The sequence below is a fragment of the Burkholderia sp. BCC1996 genome (genome assembly GCF_905339955.1).
GTDB lineage: Bacteria > Pseudomonadota > Gammaproteobacteria > Burkholderiales > Burkholderiaceae > Burkholderia.
Window position 1 is genome coordinate 53,045 of sequence record NZ_CAJPHM010000022.1, and the last position, 20,008, is coordinate 73,052.

Consider the following 20,008-nt stretch of genomic DNA (forward strand, 5'->3'; position numbering starts at 1 on the left):
TCTGTCGACCGCTGTTCAGCTTACATCTTCACTTCGTCGAGCAGCGTCTTCTTGCCGCTCTTGTAGTTGTACAGCGAGATCACGCCGTGCTGCAGGTCGCCCTTCGAGTCGAAGGTCGTCGTGCCGATCACGCCCGAGTAGTTCGTCGCCGGCATCGCAGCGAGAATCTTCGCCGGATCCGTCGAGTTCGAGCGCTTCATCGCATCGACGATGATGTACACGGCGTCGTATGTGAACGGTGCGTAGATCTGGATCGGCTGGCCGAAGCGCTTCTCGTACTTCGCCTTGAACGCCGCGCCGCCCGCCATCTTCTCGAGCGAAGCACCGGCTTCCGAGCACACGACGTTGTCGGTCGCGTCGCCGGCCAGGTCGGCCAGCTTCTCCGTGCACACGCCGTCGCCCGCGAGGATCTTCGCGCGCAGGCCGAGCTGCTTCGCCTGTTTCGCGAACGGGCCGCCGGTGGCGTCCATGCCGCCGTACATGATCGCGTCCGGGTTCTCGCCCTTGATCTTGGTCAGAATCGCGCGGAAGTCGACCGCCTTGTCGTTGGTCGCGTCGTGCGACATCACCTTCAGGCCGAGCGCCTTCGCCTTCTTCTCGAACTCGTTCGCGAGACCCTGGCCGTAGGCGGTCGAATCGTCGACCACCGCGACGCTCTTGATGCCCTTCGAGTGCGCGTAGTTCGCGAGTGCCGGGCCCTGCTGCGCATCGGTCGCCACCACGCGATACGTGGTCTTGAAGCCTTGCTGCGTGTACGCCGGGTTGGTCGCCGACGGCGAGATCTGCACGATGCCCGAATCGCTGTAGATCTTCGAGGCCGGGATCGACGTGCCCGAGTTCAGGTGGCCGACCACCGCGACGACCTTGTCGTCGACGAGCTTCTGCGCAACCTGCGTGGCCTGGCGCGGGTCGGCCGCGTCATCCTGCGCGTCGAGTTGCAGCGTGATTTTCTGGCCGCCGATCGTGAGACCCTTGGCGTTGATCTCCTCGACTGCGAGACGTGCACCGTTTTCGTTGTCCTTGCCCAGGTGTGCAATACCGCCCGTCAAGGGCGCGACGTGGCCGATCTTGACGACTTGATCGGCGGCCGCGTTGCTTGCCGCTGCAACGCACAGCATCGCCGCTGCGGTGATAGGCAACAGCTTTTGCATCTTGATATTCATGTAAGTCTCCAGTTTCGGTCCCAATAAACGCCATCGCCCGGTGCCCCGCTGCCATCCCTGTGTTTGCATTCACTGGACGATTCGCCGGTTGCATCGTTCATGCACTTGGCCTCAAGCACGTGGGAAGCAACCGCTTTTAGCAGCCGCCCGCCCGTACTTGCGCGCAAGTGTAGGTGATCAAATTAATTTGTGGGACTTTTTTGGGGTAGTGGTAACACTACCGATACGGGCGCTTTGGAATGACTGCTCGAATGTCGCCGCAAGCCCCGCCGGATAAGGGTTTCCGCTAGTTCCACGCGGCCTGGCGAAAGGTTGATTTAAAGCATTCCCGTGTCATTTCGATTCGGTATTTTGTGCGCGGGATCATTGAATGAAACGTGCGTGACAACGCGCACGTTTCGCGCGCCGACGCGAGCCGCTCCGGCGGCCGTCGAATCGTTTACGCAGGCACCGCGCGCCATTCGGCGTCGAGCGCGTCGACGAGCTGCGACGTCGTCAGCGCGGCGTCGCGCCGCCTGGCGAGCGGCGCGCCCTGCCCGGCCCACAGCGACAGGTAGTCGCCGTCATTCGCGCGCGCGGCGGCCTGGCGCAGCGGCTGCGTCAGCGCGTTCTGCACCGGATACGGCGCGGCATCGGCCACGCGCTCGCCGAGCCGCATCATCAGCGCATTGCGCAAGCCACGCGCATGGCGGCCGGTGATCGCTCGCGTGACCTGCGTCGACGTATCGGCGCTCGCGAGCAGCCGCGCCTTCCAGTCCGCCGCGATCGCGCTTTCCGCACACGTCAGGAACGCGGTGCCGAGCTGCGCGCCCTGCGCGCCGAGCGCAAGCGCGGCGGCGATCCCGCGGCCGTCCATGATGCCGCCCGCGGCGAGCACGGGCAGCCCGGTCGCATCGACGAGCTGCGGCACCAGCGCGAGCGTGCCGATCAGCGCATCGTCGGCCGGGCCGATGAAGGTACCGCGATGGCCGCCGGCTTCGGCGCCCTGCGCGGACAGCGCGTCGGCGCCGGCCGCCCGCCACGCGAGCCCTTCGGCGACGTGCGTCGCGGTGCCGATCACGTAAGTGCCGGCGGCCTTCAGGCGCGCGACGTCGGCCGCGTCGAGCACGCCGAACGTGAAACTCGCGACCGGCACGCGCAGCGCGACGAGCGCGTCGAGCTGTGCGCGGAAGTCGGGTGCGTAACGCGCGGGCGCGCTGCCCGGCGGCAGCCCGAGCGTCGCGTTCAACGGATCGATCGCGGCGAGCGCGCGAGCGACGGTCGCCGCGTCGGGCGCGGCGTCGGGCAACACGAACAGGTTCACGGCGAACGGACGCGACGTCGCCGCGCGAATCGCGGCGACTTCGGTCGCGAGACGGTCCGGCTCGAACGCGCCGGCGCCGAGACTGCCGAGCGCGCCGGCATTGGACGCGGCCGCGACCATCGCGGCCGTGGTCGCGCCGACCATCGGCGCCTGCACGAGCGGCAGGCGCAGGCCGAAGCGTTCGGAAAACGGGGTGGAAAATGTACGGGCTGGCATGGCGAATCCTTCGGGGGCGATGCGCGAAAGCGCTTTGTAAAGGTGACACTTCGACTCTATCGAAGCCGCCCGCCGCCGAAAAATGAATAATCGAGATCGAAACGATCGCTGCGCGAGAAGCGGGTTCGGCACGCGGGTTCGAGCCGCGCATACCCGGCCGGCGCGCCGCTTGCGCGCGCTGCAGCGTCCGGGGATTGGTGGCACACTGGGCCGCCTCCATTTCCATCCGCGGCGCGCATGTCGCGCGCCCGTTCGCCAGGAGTTCAAACGTGACAGCCCAATGGATCGACATCCCGACCGGTAACGACAGCTTCGGCGGCTATCTCGCGCTGCCCAAGCGCGGCAAGGGCCCCGCCGTCATCATCATCCAGGAAATCTTCGGCGTGAACGCGCACATTCGCGCGGTCGCCGACCAGTACGCGGCCGACGGCTTCGTCGCGCTCGCGCCGGACGTGTTCTGGCGCACGCAGCCGCGCGTCGAACTGACCTACGAAGGCGCCGATCGCGACAAGGGCATCGAGCTGATGAAGAAGACCGACGTCGGCCTCGCGGTCGCGGACATCGGCGCGGCCGCCGACGCGTTGCGCGCGCGCCCCGAAGTCGCCGGCAAGGTCGCCGCGATCGGCTACTGCTTCGGCGGCCAGCTCGCGTACCGCGCGGCCGCGGCCGGCAAGGTCGATGCGGCGGTCGCCTACTACGGCGGCGGCATCCAGAATGCGCTCGACCTCGCGGGCAAGATCACGCAGCCGACCCTGTTCCACTACGCGGAGAACGACCACGCGATCCCGCTCGCCGCCGTCGAGCAGGTGAAGGCCGCGTTCGCGGGCGGCCACAACGCGTCGTTCCACCTGTACCCGGGCGCCGAACACGGCTTCAACTGCACCGACCGCGCGTCGTACAACCAGCGCGCCGCGGCGCTCGCGCACGGCCGCACGCTGACGTTCCTCGCCGAACACCTGTAAAGGCCGCCGGCGGCGGGTCCGGCGCGCCGGGCCCGCGTTATCCTCCTTTCATCGCCACGAGTCACAACGGGGGTGACCGCGATGCACTCGGACTATCTCGCGCATGACGCGATCGGCCTCGCCACGCTCGTGCGCGAACGCAAGGCGAGCCCGCGCGAACTGCTCGACGCCGCGATCGGCCAGGCCGAAGCGGTGAACGGCGCGATCAACGCGATCGTGCTGCAGGACTACGACGCCGCGCGCAAGCGGGCCGAGCAGGCCGGCGACACCGGCACCGACGCGCCGTTCGCGGGCGTCCCGTATCTCGTCAAGGATCTGGGCGCGGCGGTCGCCGGGCTGCCGCTGTCGATGGGCAGCCGGCACTACCGCTACTTCGCCCCCGCCGACGATTCGCCGCTGATCGCGCGCAGCCGCGCGGCAGGGCTCAACGTGTTCGGCAAGACCAACACGTCGGAAATCGGCCAGATGCCGTACACCGAACCCGAACTGTTCGGCGCGTGCCGCAATCCGTGGGACATCGATCACACGCCCGGCGGCTCGAGCGGCGGCGCGGCCGCGGCCGTCGCGGCCGGCATCGTGCCGCTCGCGCATGCGTCCGACGGCGGCGGCTCGATCCGGATCCCCGCGTCGTGCTGCGGGCTGTTCGGCCTGAAGCCGAGCCGCAATCCGGTGCTGGTCGACCTGCCTTCGAAGGGCGAGCTGGTCGTCCAGCATGCGGTGTCGCGCAGCGTGCGCGACAGTGCGCTGCTGCTCGACGTAACGACCGGCCAGACGCTGCCGCCCGGCGCGCCCGGCACCTTTCTGGGCGCGCTCGACGCGCCGCCCGGCCCGCTGCGGATCGGCCTCGTCGTCGACCCGATGCTCGCGCCGGCGCTCGCCGGCGACACGCGCGCGGCGCTCGACGACGCGGCCGCGCTGGTCGAATCGCTCGGCCATCACGTCGAACCGGCGACGCTGCACATCGACTACGCACGCGCGGCCGAAACCTTTCTCACGCTGTGGGCGACGATCGCCGAGGAGCTGGTGCTGGGTGCGCGCGCGCTGACCGGACGCACGCCGAAGCGCGCGGAGTTCGAGCCGGCGACGTGGGCGATGGCGGTCGTCGGCAAGCGCGTCGCCCGCGCGCGCCTGCCGGACGTGCTCGAATGGCAGCGCCAGCTCACCGTGCAGGTCGCGGGCCTCGTGTCGCGCTACGACGCGATCCTGTGCGCGACGCTCGCGGGGCCGCCGGTCAAGATCGGCGAGCTGCAGCCGACGCCGCTCGAAGCCGCGCAGATGAAGCTGCTCGGCGCGCTGCCGGTGAAACCGCTGCTGCGCGAGATGCTCGCGAAGGCGTCGGAGAAGGCCTTCGCGTGGGCCGGCTGCACCGAGCTGTTCAACCTGACGGGCCAGCCGGCGATGTCGGTGCCGCTCTGGTGGAACGCGCGCGGGCTGCCGATCGGCGTGCAGTTCGTCGCGCGCCACGCCGACGATGCGTTGCTGCTGAGACTCGCGCGCCAGCTCGAACAGGCGCGGCCGTGGTTCGACCGGCGGCCGCCGCTGATGCAGGCGCAGCGCTGACGCCGGCGCGGCGGGCGGACCGGCCGACCGGCAGCGAAAAAAAAGCCCAGCCGGTTTTGCCGGCGGGGCTTTGACGCATGCAAGCGCGTGATGACGCTTACATGGAGAGCCGTTCGCAGATCGTCCGCGTCGCGGCCGCCGCGTTCAGCGTATAGAAGTGCAGGCCCGGCACGCCCGCGTCGATCAGGCGCTGGCACAGGCTCGTGACGACGTCCGCGCCGAACGCACGGATCGCGTCGCGATCGTCGCCGAAGCTCTCGAGCCGGCGCGCGACCCAGCGCGGCACTTCCGCGCCGCACATTTCCGAGAAGCGCATCAGCTGCGAGAAGTTCGTGATCGGCATGATGCCCGGCACGATCGGCACGTCCACCCCCAGCTTGCGCGCATCCTCGACGAAGCGGAAATACGCGTCCGCGTTGAAGAAGTATTGCGTGATCGCGGAATTCGCGCCGGCTTTCACCTTGCGCGCGAAGTTCTCGAGATCGGCCTTCGGCGAGCGCGATTGCGGGTGGTATTCCGGATAGCCGGCGACTTCGATGTGGAACCAGTCGCCATGCTCGGCGCGGATGAAGCTGACGAGCTCGGACGCATAACGCAGCTCGCCGACCGCGCCCATCCCCGACGGCAGGTCGCCGCGCAGCGCGACGATATGCCGGATGCCGTGCGAGCGGTACTGGTCGAGGATCGCGCGCAGGTTGTCGCGCGACGAGCCGATGCACGACAGGTGCGGCGCGGCCTCGAGGCCGTCCTTCTGCATGTCGAGCACGGTATCGAGCGTGCCCTGCTGCGTCGAGCCGCCGGCGCCGAACGTCACGGAGACGAATTTCGGCTTCAGCGGCAGCAGCTGCGCACGCGTCGCGCGCAGCTTCTCGACGCCCTCCGCCGTCTTCGGCGGGAAGAATTCAAACGAGAGTTCGATCGGTTTCATGATTCGCAAGAGTGGGCCCGGCCGTCAGCCGATGTCGCGCTGCCCGAAGATCAGCGCCGACAGCAGCCACGACACGATGCTGTACAGGATCGAACCGAAGAACGCCGACCAGAAACCCGACACCTCGAACCCTTTCAGCAGCGACGACGCGAACCAGAAGCACAGCGCGTTCACGACGAGGATGAACACCCCGAGCGTGACGATCGTGACGGGCAGCGTCAGCAGGATCAGCACCGGCCGGATCACCGTATTGATCAGGCCGAGCACGACCGCGATGATCAGCGCGGTGCCGAAGCTCTTGATGTGGATCGACGGCACGAGGTACGTGATGATCAGCAGCGCGAGGGCGTTGATGACCCAGGTGAGGATGACGCTCATGGAGGGCTCCGGTTCGGTTGTCGATCTGGTCGATCTGGTCGGTCAATGCTCGGTGACCGCCGCCGGCCGCCACGCGTGCCCGCGCAGCGGCGGACATGACGCGACGGCCGGCGATCCGGCACCGTGCCGCCGTACCGCGCCCGCCCGATGCGGGACGCACGCGGCACGGCGGCGGCGGCGCATCAGTAGCGGTAGTGGTTCGGCTTGAACGGGCCGTCCTTCTGCACGCCGATGTACGCAGCCTGCTCGTCCGACAGCACGGACAGGTTCGCGCCGATGCGCGCGAGGTGCAGGCGCGCGACCTTTTCGTCGAGATGCTTCGGCAGCACGTACACCTTGTTCTCGTACTCGTTGCCGCGCACGAACAGCTCGATCTGCGCGAGCGTCTGGTTCGCGAACGAGTTCGACATCACGAACGACGGGTGGCCGGTCGCGCAGCCGAGGTTCACGAGGCGGCCTTCGGCCAGCAGGATCACACGCTTGCCGTCCGGGAAGATGATGTGGTCGACCTGCGGCTTGATGTTTTCCCACTGGTACTGGCGGGTCGACGCGACGTCGATTTCCGAGTCGAAGTGGCCGATGTTGCAGACGATCGCGTTGTGGCGCATCGCCTTCATGTGATCGTGGTTGATCACGTGGTAGTTGCCGGTCGCCGTCACGAAGATGTCGGCCTTGTCGGCCGCGTATTCCATCGTCACGACGCGGTAGCCTTCCATCGCCGCCTGCAGCGCGCAGATCGGGTCGATTTCGGTGACCCACACGGTCGCGCCCAGGCCGCGCAGCGACTGCGCGCAGCCCTTGCCCACGTCGCCGTAGCCCGCGACGACCGCGACCTTGCCCGCGATCATCACGTCGGTCGCGCGCTTGATGCCGTCGACGAGCGATTCGCGGCAGCCGTACAGGTTGTCGAACTTCGACTTCGTGACCGAGTCGTTCACGTTGAACGCCGGGAACGGCAGGCGGCCGTCCTTTTCCATCTGGTACAGGCGGTGCACGCCGGTCGTGGTTTCTTCGGTCACGCCCTTGATGTGCGCGAGGCGCGTCGAGTACCAGGTCGGGTCCGCGTCGAGGTGCTTCGCGATCGACTTGTACAGCGCGACTTCTTCCTCGTTGGTCGGCTTCGCGATCACCGAACGGTCCTTCTCGGCCTTCGAGCCGAGGATCAGCAGCAGCGTTGCATCGCCGCCGTCGTCCAGGATCATGTTCGCGAATTCGCCATTCGGCCATTCGAAGATGCGGTGCGAGAACTCCCAGTATTCGTCGAGCGACTCGCCCTTGAACGCGAACACCGGCGTGCCGGCTTCGACGATCGCCGCTGCAGCGTGGTCCTGCGTCGAGAAGATGTTGCACGACGCCCAGCGGACATCGGCGCCGAGCGCCTTCAGCGTCTCGATCAGCACGCCGGTCTGGATCGTCATGTGCAGCGAACCGGCGATGCGCGCGCCCTTCAGCGGCTGCTGCGCCTTGTATTCGTCGCGGATCTGCACGAGGCCCGGCATTTCGGTCTCGGCGATGTTCAGTTCCTTGCGGCCCCAGCCGGCAAGCGCCATGTCGGCGACGATGTAATCGGTGGAAGCCTTGGAATCGATAATGGCGTTCATCACGCCCTCCTTTCTAAAAAAGTTCTAGAAATTGGTGACGTGAGCGCCGTTCAGGAAGCGGGGCCGGTGCAAATATCGCCGCACGGCTGCTTGGTGAAGCTTTCCGAGCCTGGCGGACGCAGGATGGTCCGTCGCAACGCTCCTCGGAAAACGGGAAGGATTGTAGCAAATCGGCGCGGGAAATGCGCGCCGCGCGCGGCATCGGCGCGCGTGGGCGCAATGAAAGGGGTCAGTTCTCCGCGCCGACCCACGCCTGTTCGCGCAACCGCGCGCGCAGGCGCGCGACGGCCTGGCTGTGCAGCTGGCACACGCGCGACTCGCTGACCTCGAGCACCGCACCGATCTCGCGCAGGTTCAGCCCGCGCTCGTAGTACAGCGACATCAGCAGCTTCTCGCGCTCGGGCAGCCGGTCGATCGCGTCGACGAGCGCCTCGCGCAGGTGGTCGTCGAGCAGCGCCGACAGCGGATCGGCGTGATCGACGCGATAGCGGTCGAGGAACGGCTCGTCGTCGGCCGCGCGGTCGAAATCCTCGTAATAGATGAGCTGGCTGCCGTGCAGGTCCTGCAGCATCCCCTGGTATTCGTCGAGCGGCATCTTCAGGTGCTGCGCGATCTCGGTCTCGCTCGCCGAGCGGCCGAGCTGCTGCTCGACCTGGTGCACCGCGTGCTCGACCTCGCGCGACGTCTTGCGCAGGCTGCGCGGCAGCCAGTCGTTGCTGCGCAGCTCGTCGAGCATCGCGCCGCGGATGCGCTGGGTCGCGTAGGTCTCGAACTGCGCGCCCTGGTCTTCCTTGTAGCGGCCGGCCGCGTCCATCAGGCCGATCATGCCGGCCTGGATCAGGTCGTCGAGGTCGACGCTCGCCGGCATCTTCGCGACGAGCTGCAGCCCCAGGCGCCGCACGAGCGGCGCGTATTGCGCGAGCACGTCGGCCTGGGTCATCTTTCCCTGAGCGTTGTACATCATGGCTCTCTCCTTGCGGTGGCGCTCACGCGGCGTGCGCCGCACCCGCCTCGTAAGACGGCTTGCCGCCCGCATGCACGGCGCGCCCCGCGCCCGTGCCCGGGCGCATCGGCCAGTACAGCAGGTCGGCGGCAATCTGCCGGTAATCGCGCGCGGCGGCCGACGACGGAAACGCGTCGACCGCGGTATGCATCAGGTCGCGCGCATGCTCGACGAGCGGATCGGCGTTCACGCAGCCGGCGTCGGCGATCGACACCGTCAGGTAGCGGCTCGCGACGCCCGCGAGGTTGTCGAATGCGGTCCTCGCGTCGGCGTGGCTGCCGACGTGATTGGTCAGCACGCGGAACTGCGCGACCGCGTGCGCGAAATGCAGCCGCTTCATGCACGCGTACGCCTCGGTGATCGCCTGCGCGGCGACCCGCGTGACGATCAGCACGTCGTGCGCTTCGCGCGCGAGCGCGGAGAACCCGCCGTCGGCGCCGAGCTGCGCGTCGACCAGCACGATGTCGGCCTGGCCGTCGACGAAGTCGCTCAGTTCCGTATCGTCGTAGCCGTCGCGTGCGAGCCGCGCGGCCGCGCACAGGCCGAAGCCGGCGGCGACGCGCGTGCGTTCGCCGTCGCGCAGCCACGCGCCCGCGAGCGTCGCCGTGGCCGACTGCACGTCGGCGCGCTCGTCGACGACGAGCACGTCCTTGCCGAGCGCGGTCAGCGCCGCCGCGAGGTTCACGACGGTGGACGTGCAGCCGACGCCCGCCGGCCCGCCCGTCACCGCGACGATGCGCGACGCGCGCCCGGCCAGCAGGCGCCGCAGCCCTTCGGCCTGATCGATGATCCGTTTATCCAAATCGCACCTCGTGCAGCTCGGCGGTGGAACGTGCGGTCAGTGCGGACAGCAGCGTCGGCATGTCTTCGTCTTGCGGCACGAAGGGCGAGCCGTCGCGCGGCACACAGAACGCGCTCTTCAGCAGGAATTTGGTCGACGCGACGTACAGGTTCTCCGGCACCTTCTGGCCGGTCGACACGTAGTGGACCGGCAGCTTGTAGCGGATCACCGTGTCGAGCACGCCGCCGAGGTGGGTCGCCTCGTCGAGCTTGGTCAGGATGCAGCCGGCGAGATCGGGATGTGCCGCGTGCGGATGGTCGGCCGCGCTGCGGTAGGCCTGGACGACCTCGTTGAGCGTGTCGCCGTGGCTCGTCGCGTTGAGCAGCAGCAGGCGCTGCACCGGCGCGTTCGCACCGTGCAGCATCGCGATCTGGTCGGACAGCGCGCGGTCGCGCTGGCTCATGCCGATCGTGTCGATCAGCACGATGTGCTTGTTGCGCAGCTCGGACAGCGCGAGCTCGAGATCGCCCGCATCCTTCACCGCATGCACGGGGACGCCGAGGATCTTGCCGAAGATGCGCAGCTGCTCGTGGCCGCCGATCCGGTAGCTGTCGGTGGTCAGCAGCGCGACCTTGCTCGCGCCGAAGCGCATCACGCAGCGCGCGGCGAGCTTCGCGGTGGTCGTCGTCTTGCCGACGCCGGTCGGCCCCATCAGCGCGAACACGCCGCCGCGCTCCATCAGCGCGTCTTCGCTGCCGAGCACCGGCAGGTTCGCCGCGAGCACCGACTGCGCCCAGTCGGCGGCCTGCTCGAAGGTCTGCGCGCCGTCGCCGGACGGCAGGTTGTCGACCAGCATGCGCACCAGCTGCGCGGAGAAGCCGGCCGAGAACAGGTGCCGGGTCAGCGCGCCGTGCACCGGGCTGCGGCGCTGGCGGTCATGCCACATCAGGCTGTCGAACTGCGCTTCCATCATCCCGCGCATCGCGCCGAGCTCGTGCATCACCGTGTCGTTGACGATGCTCTCGACGCGCGCCTTCACCGCGTCGGCCACCGCGGCGGCAGCCTCGGCGGACAGGCGCGTGCGTTCGGCCGGCTTCGCGGCGCTCGTTTCGCCCTGGCGGGCCGTCGCAGCAGCGGCGGACGGCATCCGGCGCTCGGCGTCGCGCACGATGTCGCGCGCCCAGGCGGCCGGCGTCGCGGGTGCGGCGTCGTGCTGCGTGCGGGCCGGCGCTTGCGGGGCGGCCTGCGCGCGGGCGATCAGCGCTTCGCGCTGCTGGGTCAGGCGTTTCGCGTGCTCGACGAGCCACGGCGCGGGTTCGGACGCTGCCGACGGCGTGCCGGCAGCGGTGACCGGCGCAACGGGCGCAGCCGATGCCGCGGCCGTTGCGTGCGCGTCGGCATCCGCGTCGAAGGCGGTCGATTCCGCGGCCGGCTCCGTCGCTTCGGCGCGCGCGCCGAACACCGAGGAAAACACGTCCGGGAGCCCGCCCTCGCCTGCCGCATACGGATTGACGGCCGGGCGCGCGAGCCCGGCACCCGGGCGCGACACGATGCCCGGCACGGCTGCGGCCGGCACGGATTCCGGCGTGCGCGGCGGAAGGCTGCGCGCCCGGGCCGCGGCCGGCGGCGCGACCGCGGCGAGATCCGAATCGGCGAGCGCGACGATTTCGACACTGCCGTCATCGAGCGTGCGGTTCGACAGCACGACGGCGTCGGCACCCAGTGCCTCGCGCACGAGGCGGAGCGCGTCGCGGCTGGTCGCGCCGGTGAATTTGCGAATGTTCAAGCGGAACCCCCGATGACGTTAACGACTTTGATCGTGCGCGTGTCCGGCACTTCGGCATACGACAGCACTTTCAGTTGCGGCAGGCTGCGGCGCAGGAAACGCGCGAGCATCGCGCGCAGCGCGTGCTGCACCAGCAGCACGGGCGGCAGCCCGAGATTCTGTTGACGCAGCATCGCTTGCTGCGTGCCGGTCAGAAGGTTGTGCGCGAGGCCGGGTTCGAGGCCCGGGTTCGCGCCGGTGGCGAGCGCCTGCGACAGCACGCGCTCGAGATTCGAATCGAGGCCCATCACCTGCATCTCGCCCGCGCCCGGATACCACTGCTGCGTGATCGCCCGGCCGAGCGACAGCCGCACCGCGGCGGTGATCTCGTACGCGTCGCCGCGGCCCGCGTGTTCGGACACGGCCTCGAGGATCGTGCGCATGTCGCGGATCGGCACGCCTTCCTCGAGCAGGTTCTGCAGCACTTTCTGCAGCGTCGTCAGCGAGATCGTCTTCGGCACGAGGTCCTCGACGAGCGACGGCGCATCCTTGCCGGTGCGCTCGACGAGCGACTGCACTTCCTGGCGGCCGAGCAGCTCGGCCGCGTGCTGCACGACCAGATGGTTCAGGTGGGTCGCGACGACCGTGCTCGCATCGACGACCGTGTAGCCGTACACCTGCGCCTGCTCGCGCATCGCGACGTCGATCCACACGGCCGGCAACCCGAACGCCGGGTCCTGCGTCGTGGCGCCCGGCAGCGCGGCCGTCACCTGGCCCGGGTTGATCGCGAGCCACTGGCCCGGGAACACTTCGCCCGTGCCGATCTCGACGCCCTTCAGCGCGATCCGGTATGCGTTCGGCCGCAGCTCGAGGTTGTCGCGGATGTGGATCACCGGCGGCAGGAAGCCGATTTCCTGCGCGAATTTCTTGCGGATGCTCTTGATGCGCTTGAGCAGCTCGCCGTCGCTGTTCTTGTCGACGAGCGGGATCAGCCGGTAGCCGACTTCGAGGCCGAGCGGATCGATCAGCTGCACGTCGTCCCACGTCGCCTCGTGGCTGTCGCCCGGCAGCGCGGCGGGCGGTGCGATCTCGGTCACGTCGCCGGCCGCCACGCGGGCCGCCGCGCGACGCGTCTGCGTGCGGGCCAGCCAGATCGCGCCGCCGCCGAGCGCGAGGAACGCGACGTGCGGCATGCCCGGGATCAGCCCCATCAGCACGATGATCGCGCCAGTGATGTTGAGCACGCGCGGGTTGGTGAACAGCTGGCCGGTGATCTGCGTGCCGATGTCCTCGTCGGTCGCGACGCGCGACACGATCACGCCGGCCGCGGTCGAGATCACGAGCGACGGGATCTGCGCGACGAGGCCGTCGCCGATCGTCAGCAGCGTGTAGTTGGTGCCGGCCGCTGCGAAGCTCATGTCGTGCTGCACCATCCCGACGATCAGCCCGCCGATCACGTTGATCGCCATGATGATCAGGCCCGCGATCGCGTCGCCGCGCACGAACTTCGACGCGCCGTCCATCGACCCGTAGAACTCGGCTTCCTGCGACACGGCGAGGCGGCGCTTGCGGGCCTGCTCCTCGTTGATGAGGCCGGCGTTCAGGTCGGCGTCGATCGCCATCTGCTTGCCGGGCATCGCGTCGAGCGTGAAGCGCGCGGACACTTCGGCGATCCGCCCCGCGCCCTTCGTGATCACCATGAAGTTGATGATCATCAGGATCACGAACACGACGATGCCGACCGCGAAGTTGCCGCCGACGAGGAAGTGGCCGAACGCCTCGATCACCTGGCCGGCCGCGTCCGGGCCGGTGTGGCCTTCGAGCAGCACGACGCGCGTCGACGCGACGTTCAGCGACAGCCGCAACAGCGTCGAGAAGAGCAGCACGCTCGGGAACGCCGCGAAGTCGAGCGGCTTCATCGTGTACATGCTGACGAGCAGCACCATCACCGACAGCGCGATGTTGAACGTGAACAGCAGATCCAGCAGCAGCGGCGGCAGCGGCAGGATCATCATCCCCAGGATCATGCAGATGAGGATCGGGCCCGCGAGCGCGCGCAGGTTGGTGCCCGCGAACGGGTTCGGGCGTTTGGCGAACAGGCCGGTGGTCGGGGTGCTCATGCTGCGTTCCCTTGCTTGCCGAGCGTGTCTTCGGCTTCTTCACGCTCGTCGTCGGCGGCGACCGACGACCCCTTGTCGAGGTCGGCCGGCACGTCGAGATCGACCGGCGCGGCCGGGAAGGCGCCGCCTTCCGAGCGGAAACGCTTGAGCTGGTAGACCCACGCGAGCACTTCGGCGACAGCCGAGTACAGCGAGCCGGGAATCTCGCGTTCGAGTTCGACGTTGTGATACAGCGCACGCGCGAGCGGCGGCGCCTCGAGCAGCGGCACGTTGTGCTCGGCCGCGAGTTCGCGGATGCGCGCGGCGACGAGGTTCACGCCCTTCGCGACGACCTTCGGCGCACGCATCTCGCCGTCCGTGTACTGCAGCGCGACGGCGAAGTGCGTCGGGTTCGTGACGACCACGTCGGCCTTCGGCACGGCGGCCATCATCCGGCGCCGCGCGATCGCGCGCTGCTGCTGGCGGATGCGGCCCTTCACGTGCGGATCGCCTTCGTTCTCGCGATGCTCGCGCTTCACTTCTTCCTTCGTCATGCGCAACTTCTTGTTGTACTGCCAGAGTTGGTAAGGCACATCGAGCGCGGCGACCACCAGCATCCCGGCGACCGTCGTGCCGCAGCACACGGCGACCAGATGCAGCGCATCGGCGAGCGCCGAGCCGAGCGGCTGGGTCGCGAGACCGAGCAGCTCGTCCTTGCTGCGCCAGATCGCGATCCCGCCGATCCCGCCGACGACGAGCGTCTTCGCGAGCGACATCCCGAGCTGGATCGGCCCCTGGATCGAGAACATCCGGCCCAGGCCCGAGATCGGGTTCAGGCGGTCGAACTTCAGCTCGAAGGTCTTCTGCGAGATCAGCCAGCCGCCGAGCGCCATCGGCGCGAGCAGCGCGGCGAGGCCGGTGAGCGCGAGGATCGGCAGCAGCGCGGCGAGACCCTCGAGGCTCGCGCTGCCGGCCGCCGACAGCATCCGGTGGGTGTCGAACGCGGTGGCGCGGTCGAACGCGAACGCACCGCGCAGCATCGCCTGGAGGTGGGCGCCCGACGGACCCGCGAGCAGCCACGCGCCGTAGAACCCGGCCGCGAGCAGCGCGAACGAAGCCAGCTCGCGCGAACGCGCGACCTGCCCCTCCTCGCGCGCCTTCTCGCGGCGCCTCGGAGTGGCGGCTTCGGTTCTGTCGAGATCGCTCTCGTCTGCCACGGGGCCTCCAGTCGGGTACGGCGAAATGCCGTTCTCCAGTGACACCGATTATTCATGCGCCCGTCAAACGCCGATCGGTCGAGCAAAGCCGGGAAAGGGGGGTATTTCGAGGAATCGGGCGAGCGGGGGCGGCGCGCGGGGAGACGATGGAAAACGCGTTCGCGGGCGCGGCGGCGCGGTGACGCGGTGGCGCGGTGGCGCGGTGGCGTGGTGACGTGGTGACGTGGTGACGTGGTGACGTGGCGATGTGGTGATGTGGATGAAGGTGTGACGCGGCGAAGCGGCGAAGCGGCGAAGCGGCGAAACGGCGAAACGGGGAAACGGGGAAACGGGGAAACGGGGAAGCGTGGGATCTGCCAAGCAGCGAAGCAAGGCAGCCGTGAAGCGATCGTCGGCCCGCCCCGACACGACGGCGTCGCGCGTCGGGGCGGGCGGCGCTCAGATCACCGGAATCGGATCCGAGCCGAAACGATTCGGGCCGTTGGTGCCGCGCGAGCACATCCATACGAGCAGCAGAATCCCGCCGACGAGCGGAATGAGCGCGATCAGCAGGAACCAGCCCGAGCGGCCCGTATCGTGCAGGCGGCGGACGGTGACCGCGAGGCTCGGCAGCACCAGCGCGAGCGACACGACGGCCGCGACGATCATCAGCAGCAGCGAGATCGCGCTCGTGTCGCGCCCCACCATGGTGATCGCCTGGCAGATGATCGACACGACGCTCGTGAGCAACGCGAAATACCAGTATTCCGCGCGGCGCGCGCGGCCCTCGAATTTCGCGTATTGATTGAGTGCGGCACGAACGGCTTCACTGAAACTCATCTTATTGCCCTCATGTTTTATATCGGCGACCTCGGAAACAACGCGGGCATTATAAGTTTGAATTTCTTCGCATCGCATCTCCTTTCGCATGTTGACCGTCTCTCACGCCGTCTTTCGCATTACTGGAGCGGCCGCAGCGGCGGCGTGCCGTAGCGCCAACGCGCATGTCACGTCATTTTTATAATCGCGGCGACCTGACATAAATAGCGGCAAGATAATCCACGACTTGATTACACCAGCGTGAAACGCATCTCGCTCGATAATCGAAACGATCGTTCTGCGCTGATTGACCGACCGGCCGGGAATATCGCCGGACGTCGCGCGCGCACGTCGAAAACGGCACGTCCCGGCCGGCGTTCGCTAACCGGCCGCCGCCTGCTGCAACGCGCCGAGATCGAGCTTCTTCATCTTCATCACCTGCGCCATCACGCGTTCGGCGCGTGCCGGGTCGCCCGCCATCAGTTCGGGCATCTGCACCGGCACCACCTGCCACGACACGCCGAAGCGGTCGCGCAGCCAGCCGCACTGCTGCGCGCGCTCGTCGCCGCCTTCGGCCAGGGCCGCCCAGTAGCGGTCGATCTCCTGCTGGTCGCGGCAGTTGACGACGAACGACACGGCCGGTGTGAGCGGGAACGCCGGGCCGCCGTTCAGCGCAAGAAACGCCTGCCCGTCCAGTTCGAACGACACCGTCATCACCGCGCCCTCCGCCTGCCCCGACGCCTGCGCGCCGGACTTGCCGTAACGGGCGACGTGCAGGATGCGCGCGTCGTCGAACACCGACACGTAGAAGCGGGCGGCCGCCTCGGCGTCGTGGTCGAACCACAGAAACGGCGTGATGCGTTGGATACGCTGGCTCATGGCGCTGTCTCCTCGATGTCGTGCCGGCACCGGTGCCGGTCTTATATCGTAGGCGCTGGCGCGGCGTTCCCCGGGAATCCGCGACGAACCTAAAAAAAAGGGGGCGATCGCTCGCCCCCTTCCTGCTGCTGCCGTCCGTGCGCGATCAGAACGCGACGTAAGGCTGCGCGCCGCCGGTCGCAGTCCGGTCCATCCCGAAGTAGATCGTCTTGCCGTAGAAGTGCGGCATGCCGAGATCGAGCCAGCCGGCCGCGCCGAACGGGCCGGCGATGTCGTTGAACGCGAACGTCGACGCATTCGCGAACAGCAAATCGGCGTTCGCGACGGGCATCGACACGCCGCCCGACTTCCCGTTCTGGCCGGTCAGCGTCGCCGTATAGGTGGTCGTCGACGACGGGCAGTAGAACTGCGTGTTGGTCGTACAGGCCTTCTGCGCCGAATCGTTGAAGAAGTACGCGTTCGAGCCCGTATCGAAGAACGCGGTCACGTTGCCGCCGAGGAACGTCGCACTCACGTCGCCCGTCGTCGTCGACGTCAGCACCGTCGACGCCCCCAGCGCATTGTTGCCCTGCGTGCCGATCCCGAACGTCAGCAGGCCAGTCGCGCTGCCCTGCCCGCTGCTCGAGATGTTCGGCATCTGCACGATCACGCCGTTGTTGTCGGTCGCGAAGCGATGGACCGGGTTGGCCACCTGCTGCGCGACCGGCACCAGCGCCACGGCGCAGCTCGCATTGCCGTTCGGGCACGCGTAGTAGTTGTTGGACGTCGCCGACGTCGACGTCGCGCAGCTCGTGCCGCAATCGACCGGCGCCGGCCCGATGCCGAGGATGCCGTTCGCGCCGAGGTCGCTCGCCGTGTTGGCCGACGTCCTGGCGCCGTTGTTCGAGCACGAGCTCGGCACGTTGGTCGTGCCGAGATCGCCGATGATCTGCACCGGCAGCGAACCCGCCTGCTCGGTACCGATCGACAGGTCGACGGTACGCACCGAACCCCACGTGAAGCTCGACACGAACTTGCCGCACTCGGCGACCGGCGCGCCGCCGCTCGTCGTCTGCGGCAGGTTGTTCAACACGCCCGACGACAGCGCGCTGCTGACGAGCCGCAGCCCGTACGACGCGGTGTCGACGAGCACGTTGTTGACCACCTGGCAGTTCGTCGTGCCCGGCACGCAGATCTTCACGTTGACGGTCGGGATGTTGATCACGTGGGCGACGCCGGTGCCGACCGTGATCACGGCCGTGTTCGCGGTATTGCCGTCCGATACGTTGGAGCCATTGCCGCCGCCGCCGCCGCCGCCGCTGCCGCCGTTGTCATCGCCGCCGCCGCAGGCGGTCACGAGCATGGCCGTCACGGCCGCGACGCTCAGCAGCCCGAGCCAGCGCCTGAAGGTACGAGGAATTCTCAAGATCGCTCTCCCGCTGTCACTGGATGTCGTTGCCGGTCAGCCCGGCAGGCAGCGCCGCCGGCAGCCATGCCTGGCCCGCGAAGGCGCCCATGTGGCCGCCCGTGCGGATCACGAGGCCGCTCGTGTCGACGGACACGGGCGCGCGCCAGCCGCGCGCCGCATGCGCGGCCTGGACGCCGGCGGTGTACTGCGGGAAATAGCTGCCGAGCAGCGACTCGAGATCCGGCATGCTCGGCCCGCGCCAGGCGAGGCCGAACACGGTGCCGGCCGCGCTCGCGTATTCGTGGATGACGGTGCCCGATCCGAGCGTGATCTCGCGGACGGTGTAGGCGGCCGCGCTCGCCTGCGCGCCGTCGGCGGAGCGCATCGCGCGCTGCAGCGCGCGCACCGTGGCGGCGTGATCGTCCGCCGGCGGCGACATCGGTGCGCCGCCCAGTTCGGCCTGTGCGTGGACGGCCCACAGCACACCCATTGCAGCCGTCGCGTGCGCGGCGGCCCAGCCCAAGCGTTTCAGCTTCACGTTCCCCCCCAAAGGGACTGGCTTCGTTGCCGGCGGTGCCGCCATCAGGCACGGCGCCGCGGGCCAACAAATCAAAGTCTTAAGAATGACGCTTCGTTGCTGCTGATGCGTAGTATGCCTGCGGAGTGTGTCGGAGTGTCAAATCAACGATGCATGACGCGGCGCAGCATGACGAGCGGCACGACCCGCGCGCGGGGGGCTCGGCGGGAGAGGCAGGGTGAAAGCCCCGCACACCGGGCGCTCCGCGAACGGAAGCGGCCCGGTGGCGTGCGGTGCGGCACGGTCAGAAGCCGAGACTCGCGAGCAGGTCGTCGACCTGCGCCTGGTCCTGCACGACGTCGGACTTGCCTTCCGGTGCGATCTGCGGCCCGTTCAGCAGCGACTCGGGGCTGCCGGTCGCGCTGATCTGCTCGGCCGCGAGCGCGGCCGCGGTCGCCGCGAACTGCTCGCGCCGCTCGGGCGCGATGTTCTCGACGAGCACGGTGAGCAGCTGCTGCTCGATCAGATAGACCATGTCCATGATCTTCTTGATCACCTGCCCGGTCAGGTCCTGGAAATCCTGCGCAAGCATGATCTCGAGCAGCTGCGCGCTGGTCGCGGACGTCGCTTCGGGCAGCGCGCGCAGGAACGTGCGCGTGTCGTCCATCAGCGCGCGCACTTCCGTATGCTCGATCGGCGCCGCGTACCACTGCGCCCAGCGCGCGTCGAGCGCCTCGGCCTCGTTCTGGATGCGCGCCTGCACCGGCTTCGCGACCTCGATCGCGTTCAGCACGCGCTCGGCCGCCTGCTCGGTCATCGTCGCGACGTAGCGCAGCCGGTCGCGTGCATCGGGCACGGCTTCCGCCGCGCGCTCGACATGCTTATCGAGCCCGAGCTCGCGCATCGAATCGCGCAGCGTGCGCGTGACGTGGCCGATGCGCGCGAGGATCCGGTCGCTCGCGTAATCGGCGCCTTCGGCGTGGCCGTCGGCGCTGAACGCAGCGCCGGCGAGCGCCGCATGGATCGGCTCGTTCACGTCAGCTCCCGGCCTTGGCCATCTTGTCGATGATCTTGTTCAGCTTCTCGTCGAGCGTCGCGGCCGTGAACGGTTTCACGACGTAGCCGCTCGCGCCGGCCTGCGCGGCCGCGATGATGTTCTCCTTCTTCGACTCGGCCGTGACCATCAGCACCGGCAGATGCGTGAGCGTCGCGTCCGCGCGGATTTCCTTCAGCATCGCGAGGCCGTCGAGGTTCGGCATGTTCCAGTCCGAGATCACGAAGTCGAAGCCGCCGCCGCGCAAGCGCGCGAGGCCGGCCGCGCCGTCCTCGGCTTCGTCGACGTTCGTGTAGCCCAGTTCCTTGAGCAGGTTGCGGACGATCCTGCGCATCGTCGGGAAATCGTCCACCACCAGGATTTTCATGCTCTTGTCCATCGTCGTTCCTTTGCAGAT

18 protein-coding genes and 1 riboswitch are annotated in these 20,008 nt (G+C 68.5%); of the genes, 2 read left to right on the forward strand and 16 right to left on the reverse strand.

Annotation, left to right across the window (positions count from 1 at the left end):
* Positions 1-20: 20 nt before the first annotated feature.
* Both U4Z64_RS27875 and U4Z64_RS27880 read right to left on the reverse strand, forming a co-directional pair.
* On the reverse strand, positions 21-1,163 hold the full coding sequence (locus U4Z64_RS27875; RefSeq protein WP_044846361.1) for a branched-chain amino acid ABC transporter substrate-binding protein: 1,143 nt from the start codon (positions 1,161-1,163) through the stop codon (positions 21-23).
* A 439-nt stretch (positions 1,164-1,602) separates the two neighbouring features.
* Positions 1,603-2,682 (reverse strand): NAD(P)H-dependent flavin oxidoreductase, encoded by a 1,080-nt coding sequence (locus U4Z64_RS27880; RefSeq protein WP_321804075.1) that lies wholly within the window; start codon positions 2,680-2,682, stop codon positions 1,603-1,605.
* A gap of 269 nt (positions 2,683-2,951) precedes the next feature.
* Between U4Z64_RS27880 and U4Z64_RS27885 the strand changes: the two genes are divergently transcribed.
* Positions 2,952-3,644 carry a dienelactone hydrolase family protein gene (locus tag U4Z64_RS27885; RefSeq protein ID WP_321821666.1) on the forward strand — a complete coding sequence of 231 codons (693 nt, stop codon included), beginning with the start codon at positions 2,952-2,954 and terminating at the stop codon, positions 3,642-3,644.
* Positions 3,645-3,725: 81 nt separating this feature from the next.
* Positions 3,726-5,204: an amidase gene (locus U4Z64_RS27890; protein ID WP_321821697.1), complete on the forward strand. Its 1,479-nt coding sequence runs from the start codon at positions 3,726-3,728 to the stop codon at positions 5,202-5,204.
* A gap of 97 nt (positions 5,205-5,301) precedes the next feature.
* On the opposite strand, the gene metF is transcribed toward U4Z64_RS27890, so the two are convergent.
* The 14 genes from metF to cheY all read right to left on the reverse strand — a co-directional run bounded on the left by metF (position 5,302) and on the right by cheY (position 19,990).
* Entirely contained in the window at positions 5,302-6,132 is an 831-nt protein-coding gene (metF, locus tag U4Z64_RS27895; RefSeq protein ID WP_044846364.1) for a methylenetetrahydrofolate reductase [NAD(P)H], read from the reverse strand.
* A gap of 24 nt (positions 6,133-6,156) precedes the next feature.
* Positions 6,157-6,510 (reverse strand): phage holin family protein, encoded by a 354-nt coding sequence (locus U4Z64_RS27900; RefSeq protein WP_006477367.1) that lies wholly within the window; start codon positions 6,508-6,510, stop codon positions 6,157-6,159.
* A 182-nt stretch (positions 6,511-6,692) separates the two neighbouring features.
* Positions 6,693-8,111, reverse strand: coding sequence for an adenosylhomocysteinase (ahcY, locus tag U4Z64_RS27905; protein WP_044846365.1), 1,419 nt, complete (start codon positions 8,109-8,111; stop codon positions 6,693-6,695).
* 34 nt (positions 8,112-8,145) lie between these two features.
* A riboswitch (S-adenosyl-L-homocysteine riboswitch) is annotated at positions 8,146-8,262 on the reverse strand.
* Between the two features lie 78 nt (positions 8,263-8,340).
* Positions 8,341-9,075 carry an RNA polymerase sigma factor FliA gene (locus U4Z64_RS27910; RefSeq protein ID WP_044846366.1) on the reverse strand — a complete coding sequence of 245 codons (735 nt, stop codon included), beginning with the start codon at positions 9,073-9,075 and terminating at the stop codon, positions 8,341-8,343.
* A 22-nt stretch (positions 9,076-9,097) separates the two neighbouring features.
* Positions 9,098-9,916, reverse strand: coding sequence for a MinD/ParA family protein (locus U4Z64_RS27915; RefSeq protein WP_044846367.1), 819 nt, complete (start codon positions 9,914-9,916; stop codon positions 9,098-9,100).
* Positions 9,909-11,681, reverse strand: coding sequence for a flagellar biosynthesis protein FlhF (gene flhF / locus U4Z64_RS27920; RefSeq protein ID WP_321821667.1), 1,773 nt, complete (start codon positions 11,679-11,681; stop codon positions 9,909-9,911). The genes U4Z64_RS27915 and flhF overlap by 8 nt, the downstream gene beginning before the upstream one ends.
* The gene (gene flhA, locus U4Z64_RS27925; RefSeq protein ID WP_044846369.1) at positions 11,678-13,780 is read right to left on the reverse strand and encodes a flagellar biosynthesis protein FlhA; all 2,103 of its coding nucleotides are present in this window, start codon (positions 13,778-13,780) and stop codon (positions 11,678-11,680) included. The genes flhF and flhA overlap by 4 nt, the downstream gene beginning before the upstream one ends.
* A complete protein-coding gene (gene flhB / locus U4Z64_RS27930; protein ID WP_321821668.1) occupies positions 13,777-14,976 on the reverse strand; it encodes a flagellar biosynthesis protein FlhB in 1,200 nt (399 codons plus the stop codon). Before flhB ends, flhA begins: the two co-directional genes overlap by 4 nt.
* A 438-nt stretch (positions 14,977-15,414) precedes the next feature.
* Positions 15,415-15,795 carry a DUF805 domain-containing protein gene (locus tag U4Z64_RS27935; RefSeq protein WP_321821669.1) on the reverse strand — a complete coding sequence of 127 codons (381 nt, stop codon included), beginning with the start codon at positions 15,793-15,795 and terminating at the stop codon, positions 15,415-15,417.
* Between the two features lie 360 nt (positions 15,796-16,155).
* The gene (locus U4Z64_RS27940) at positions 16,156-16,653 is read right to left on the reverse strand and encodes a VOC family protein (RefSeq protein ID WP_044846372.1); all 498 of its coding nucleotides are present in this window, start codon (positions 16,651-16,653) and stop codon (positions 16,156-16,158) included.
* Between the two features lie 145 nt (positions 16,654-16,798).
* Positions 16,799-18,058 carry a DUF3443 domain-containing protein gene (locus tag U4Z64_RS27945; protein WP_321821670.1) on the reverse strand — a complete coding sequence of 420 codons (1,260 nt, stop codon included), beginning with the start codon at positions 18,056-18,058 and terminating at the stop codon, positions 16,799-16,801.
* Positions 18,059-18,074: 16 nt separating this feature from the next.
* Positions 18,075-18,578, reverse strand: coding sequence for a DUF2844 domain-containing protein (locus U4Z64_RS27950; RefSeq protein WP_124486866.1), 504 nt, complete (start codon positions 18,576-18,578; stop codon positions 18,075-18,077).
* A 283-nt stretch (positions 18,579-18,861) separates the two neighbouring features.
* Positions 18,862-19,593: a protein phosphatase CheZ gene (gene cheZ / locus U4Z64_RS27955; RefSeq protein ID WP_044846375.1), complete on the reverse strand. Its 732-nt coding sequence runs from the start codon at positions 19,591-19,593 to the stop codon at positions 18,862-18,864.
* A gap of 1 nt (position 19,594) precedes the next feature.
* Positions 19,595-19,990, reverse strand: a complete 396-nt coding sequence (gene cheY / locus U4Z64_RS27960; RefSeq protein WP_006754880.1) for a chemotaxis response regulator CheY — start codon at positions 19,988-19,990, stop codon at positions 19,595-19,597.
* Between the last annotated feature and the right edge of the window lie 18 nt (positions 19,991-20,008).

What these genes read in the sequence shown, in the direction of transcription:
- metF (WP_044846364.1), bottom strand. Translation starts at nt 6,132, where the DNA reads ATGAAACCGATCGAACTCTCGTTTGAATTCTTCCCGCCGAAGACGGCG.
- U4Z64_RS27900 (WP_006477367.1), bottom strand. Translation starts at nt 6,510, where the DNA reads ATGAGCGTCATCCTCACCTGGGTCATCAACGCCCTCGCGCTGCTGATC.
- U4Z64_RS27935 (WP_321821669.1), bottom strand. Translation starts at nt 15,795, where the DNA reads ATGAGTTTCAGTGAAGCCGTTCGTGCCGCACTCAATCAATACGCGAAA.
- ahcY (WP_044846365.1), bottom strand. Translation starts at nt 8,111, where the DNA reads ATGAACGCCATTATCGATTCCAAGGCTTCCACCGATTACATCGTCGCC.
- U4Z64_RS27910 (WP_044846366.1), bottom strand. Translation starts at nt 9,075, where the DNA reads ATGATGTACAACGCTCAGGGAAAGATGACCCAGGCCGACGTGCTCGCG.
- U4Z64_RS27880 (WP_321804075.1), bottom strand. Translation starts at nt 2,682, where the DNA reads ATGCCAGCCCGTACATTTTCCACCCCGTTTTCCGAACGCTTCGGCCTG.
- flhA (WP_044846369.1), bottom strand. Translation starts at nt 13,780, where the DNA reads ATGAGCACCCCGACCACCGGCCTGTTCGCCAAACGCCCGAACCCGTTC.
- U4Z64_RS27875 (WP_044846361.1), bottom strand. Translation starts at nt 1,163, where the DNA reads ATGAATATCAAGATGCAAAAGCTGTTGCCTATCACCGCAGCGGCGATG.
- U4Z64_RS27890 (WP_321821697.1), top strand. Translation starts at nt 3,726, where the DNA reads ATGCACTCGGACTATCTCGCGCATGACGCGATCGGCCTCGCCACGCTC.
- U4Z64_RS27940 (WP_044846372.1), bottom strand. Translation starts at nt 16,653, where the DNA reads ATGAGCCAGCGTATCCAACGCATCACGCCGTTTCTGTGGTTCGACCAC.
- cheY (WP_006754880.1), bottom strand. Translation starts at nt 19,990, where the DNA reads ATGGACAAGAGCATGAAAATCCTGGTGGTGGACGATTTCCCGACGATG.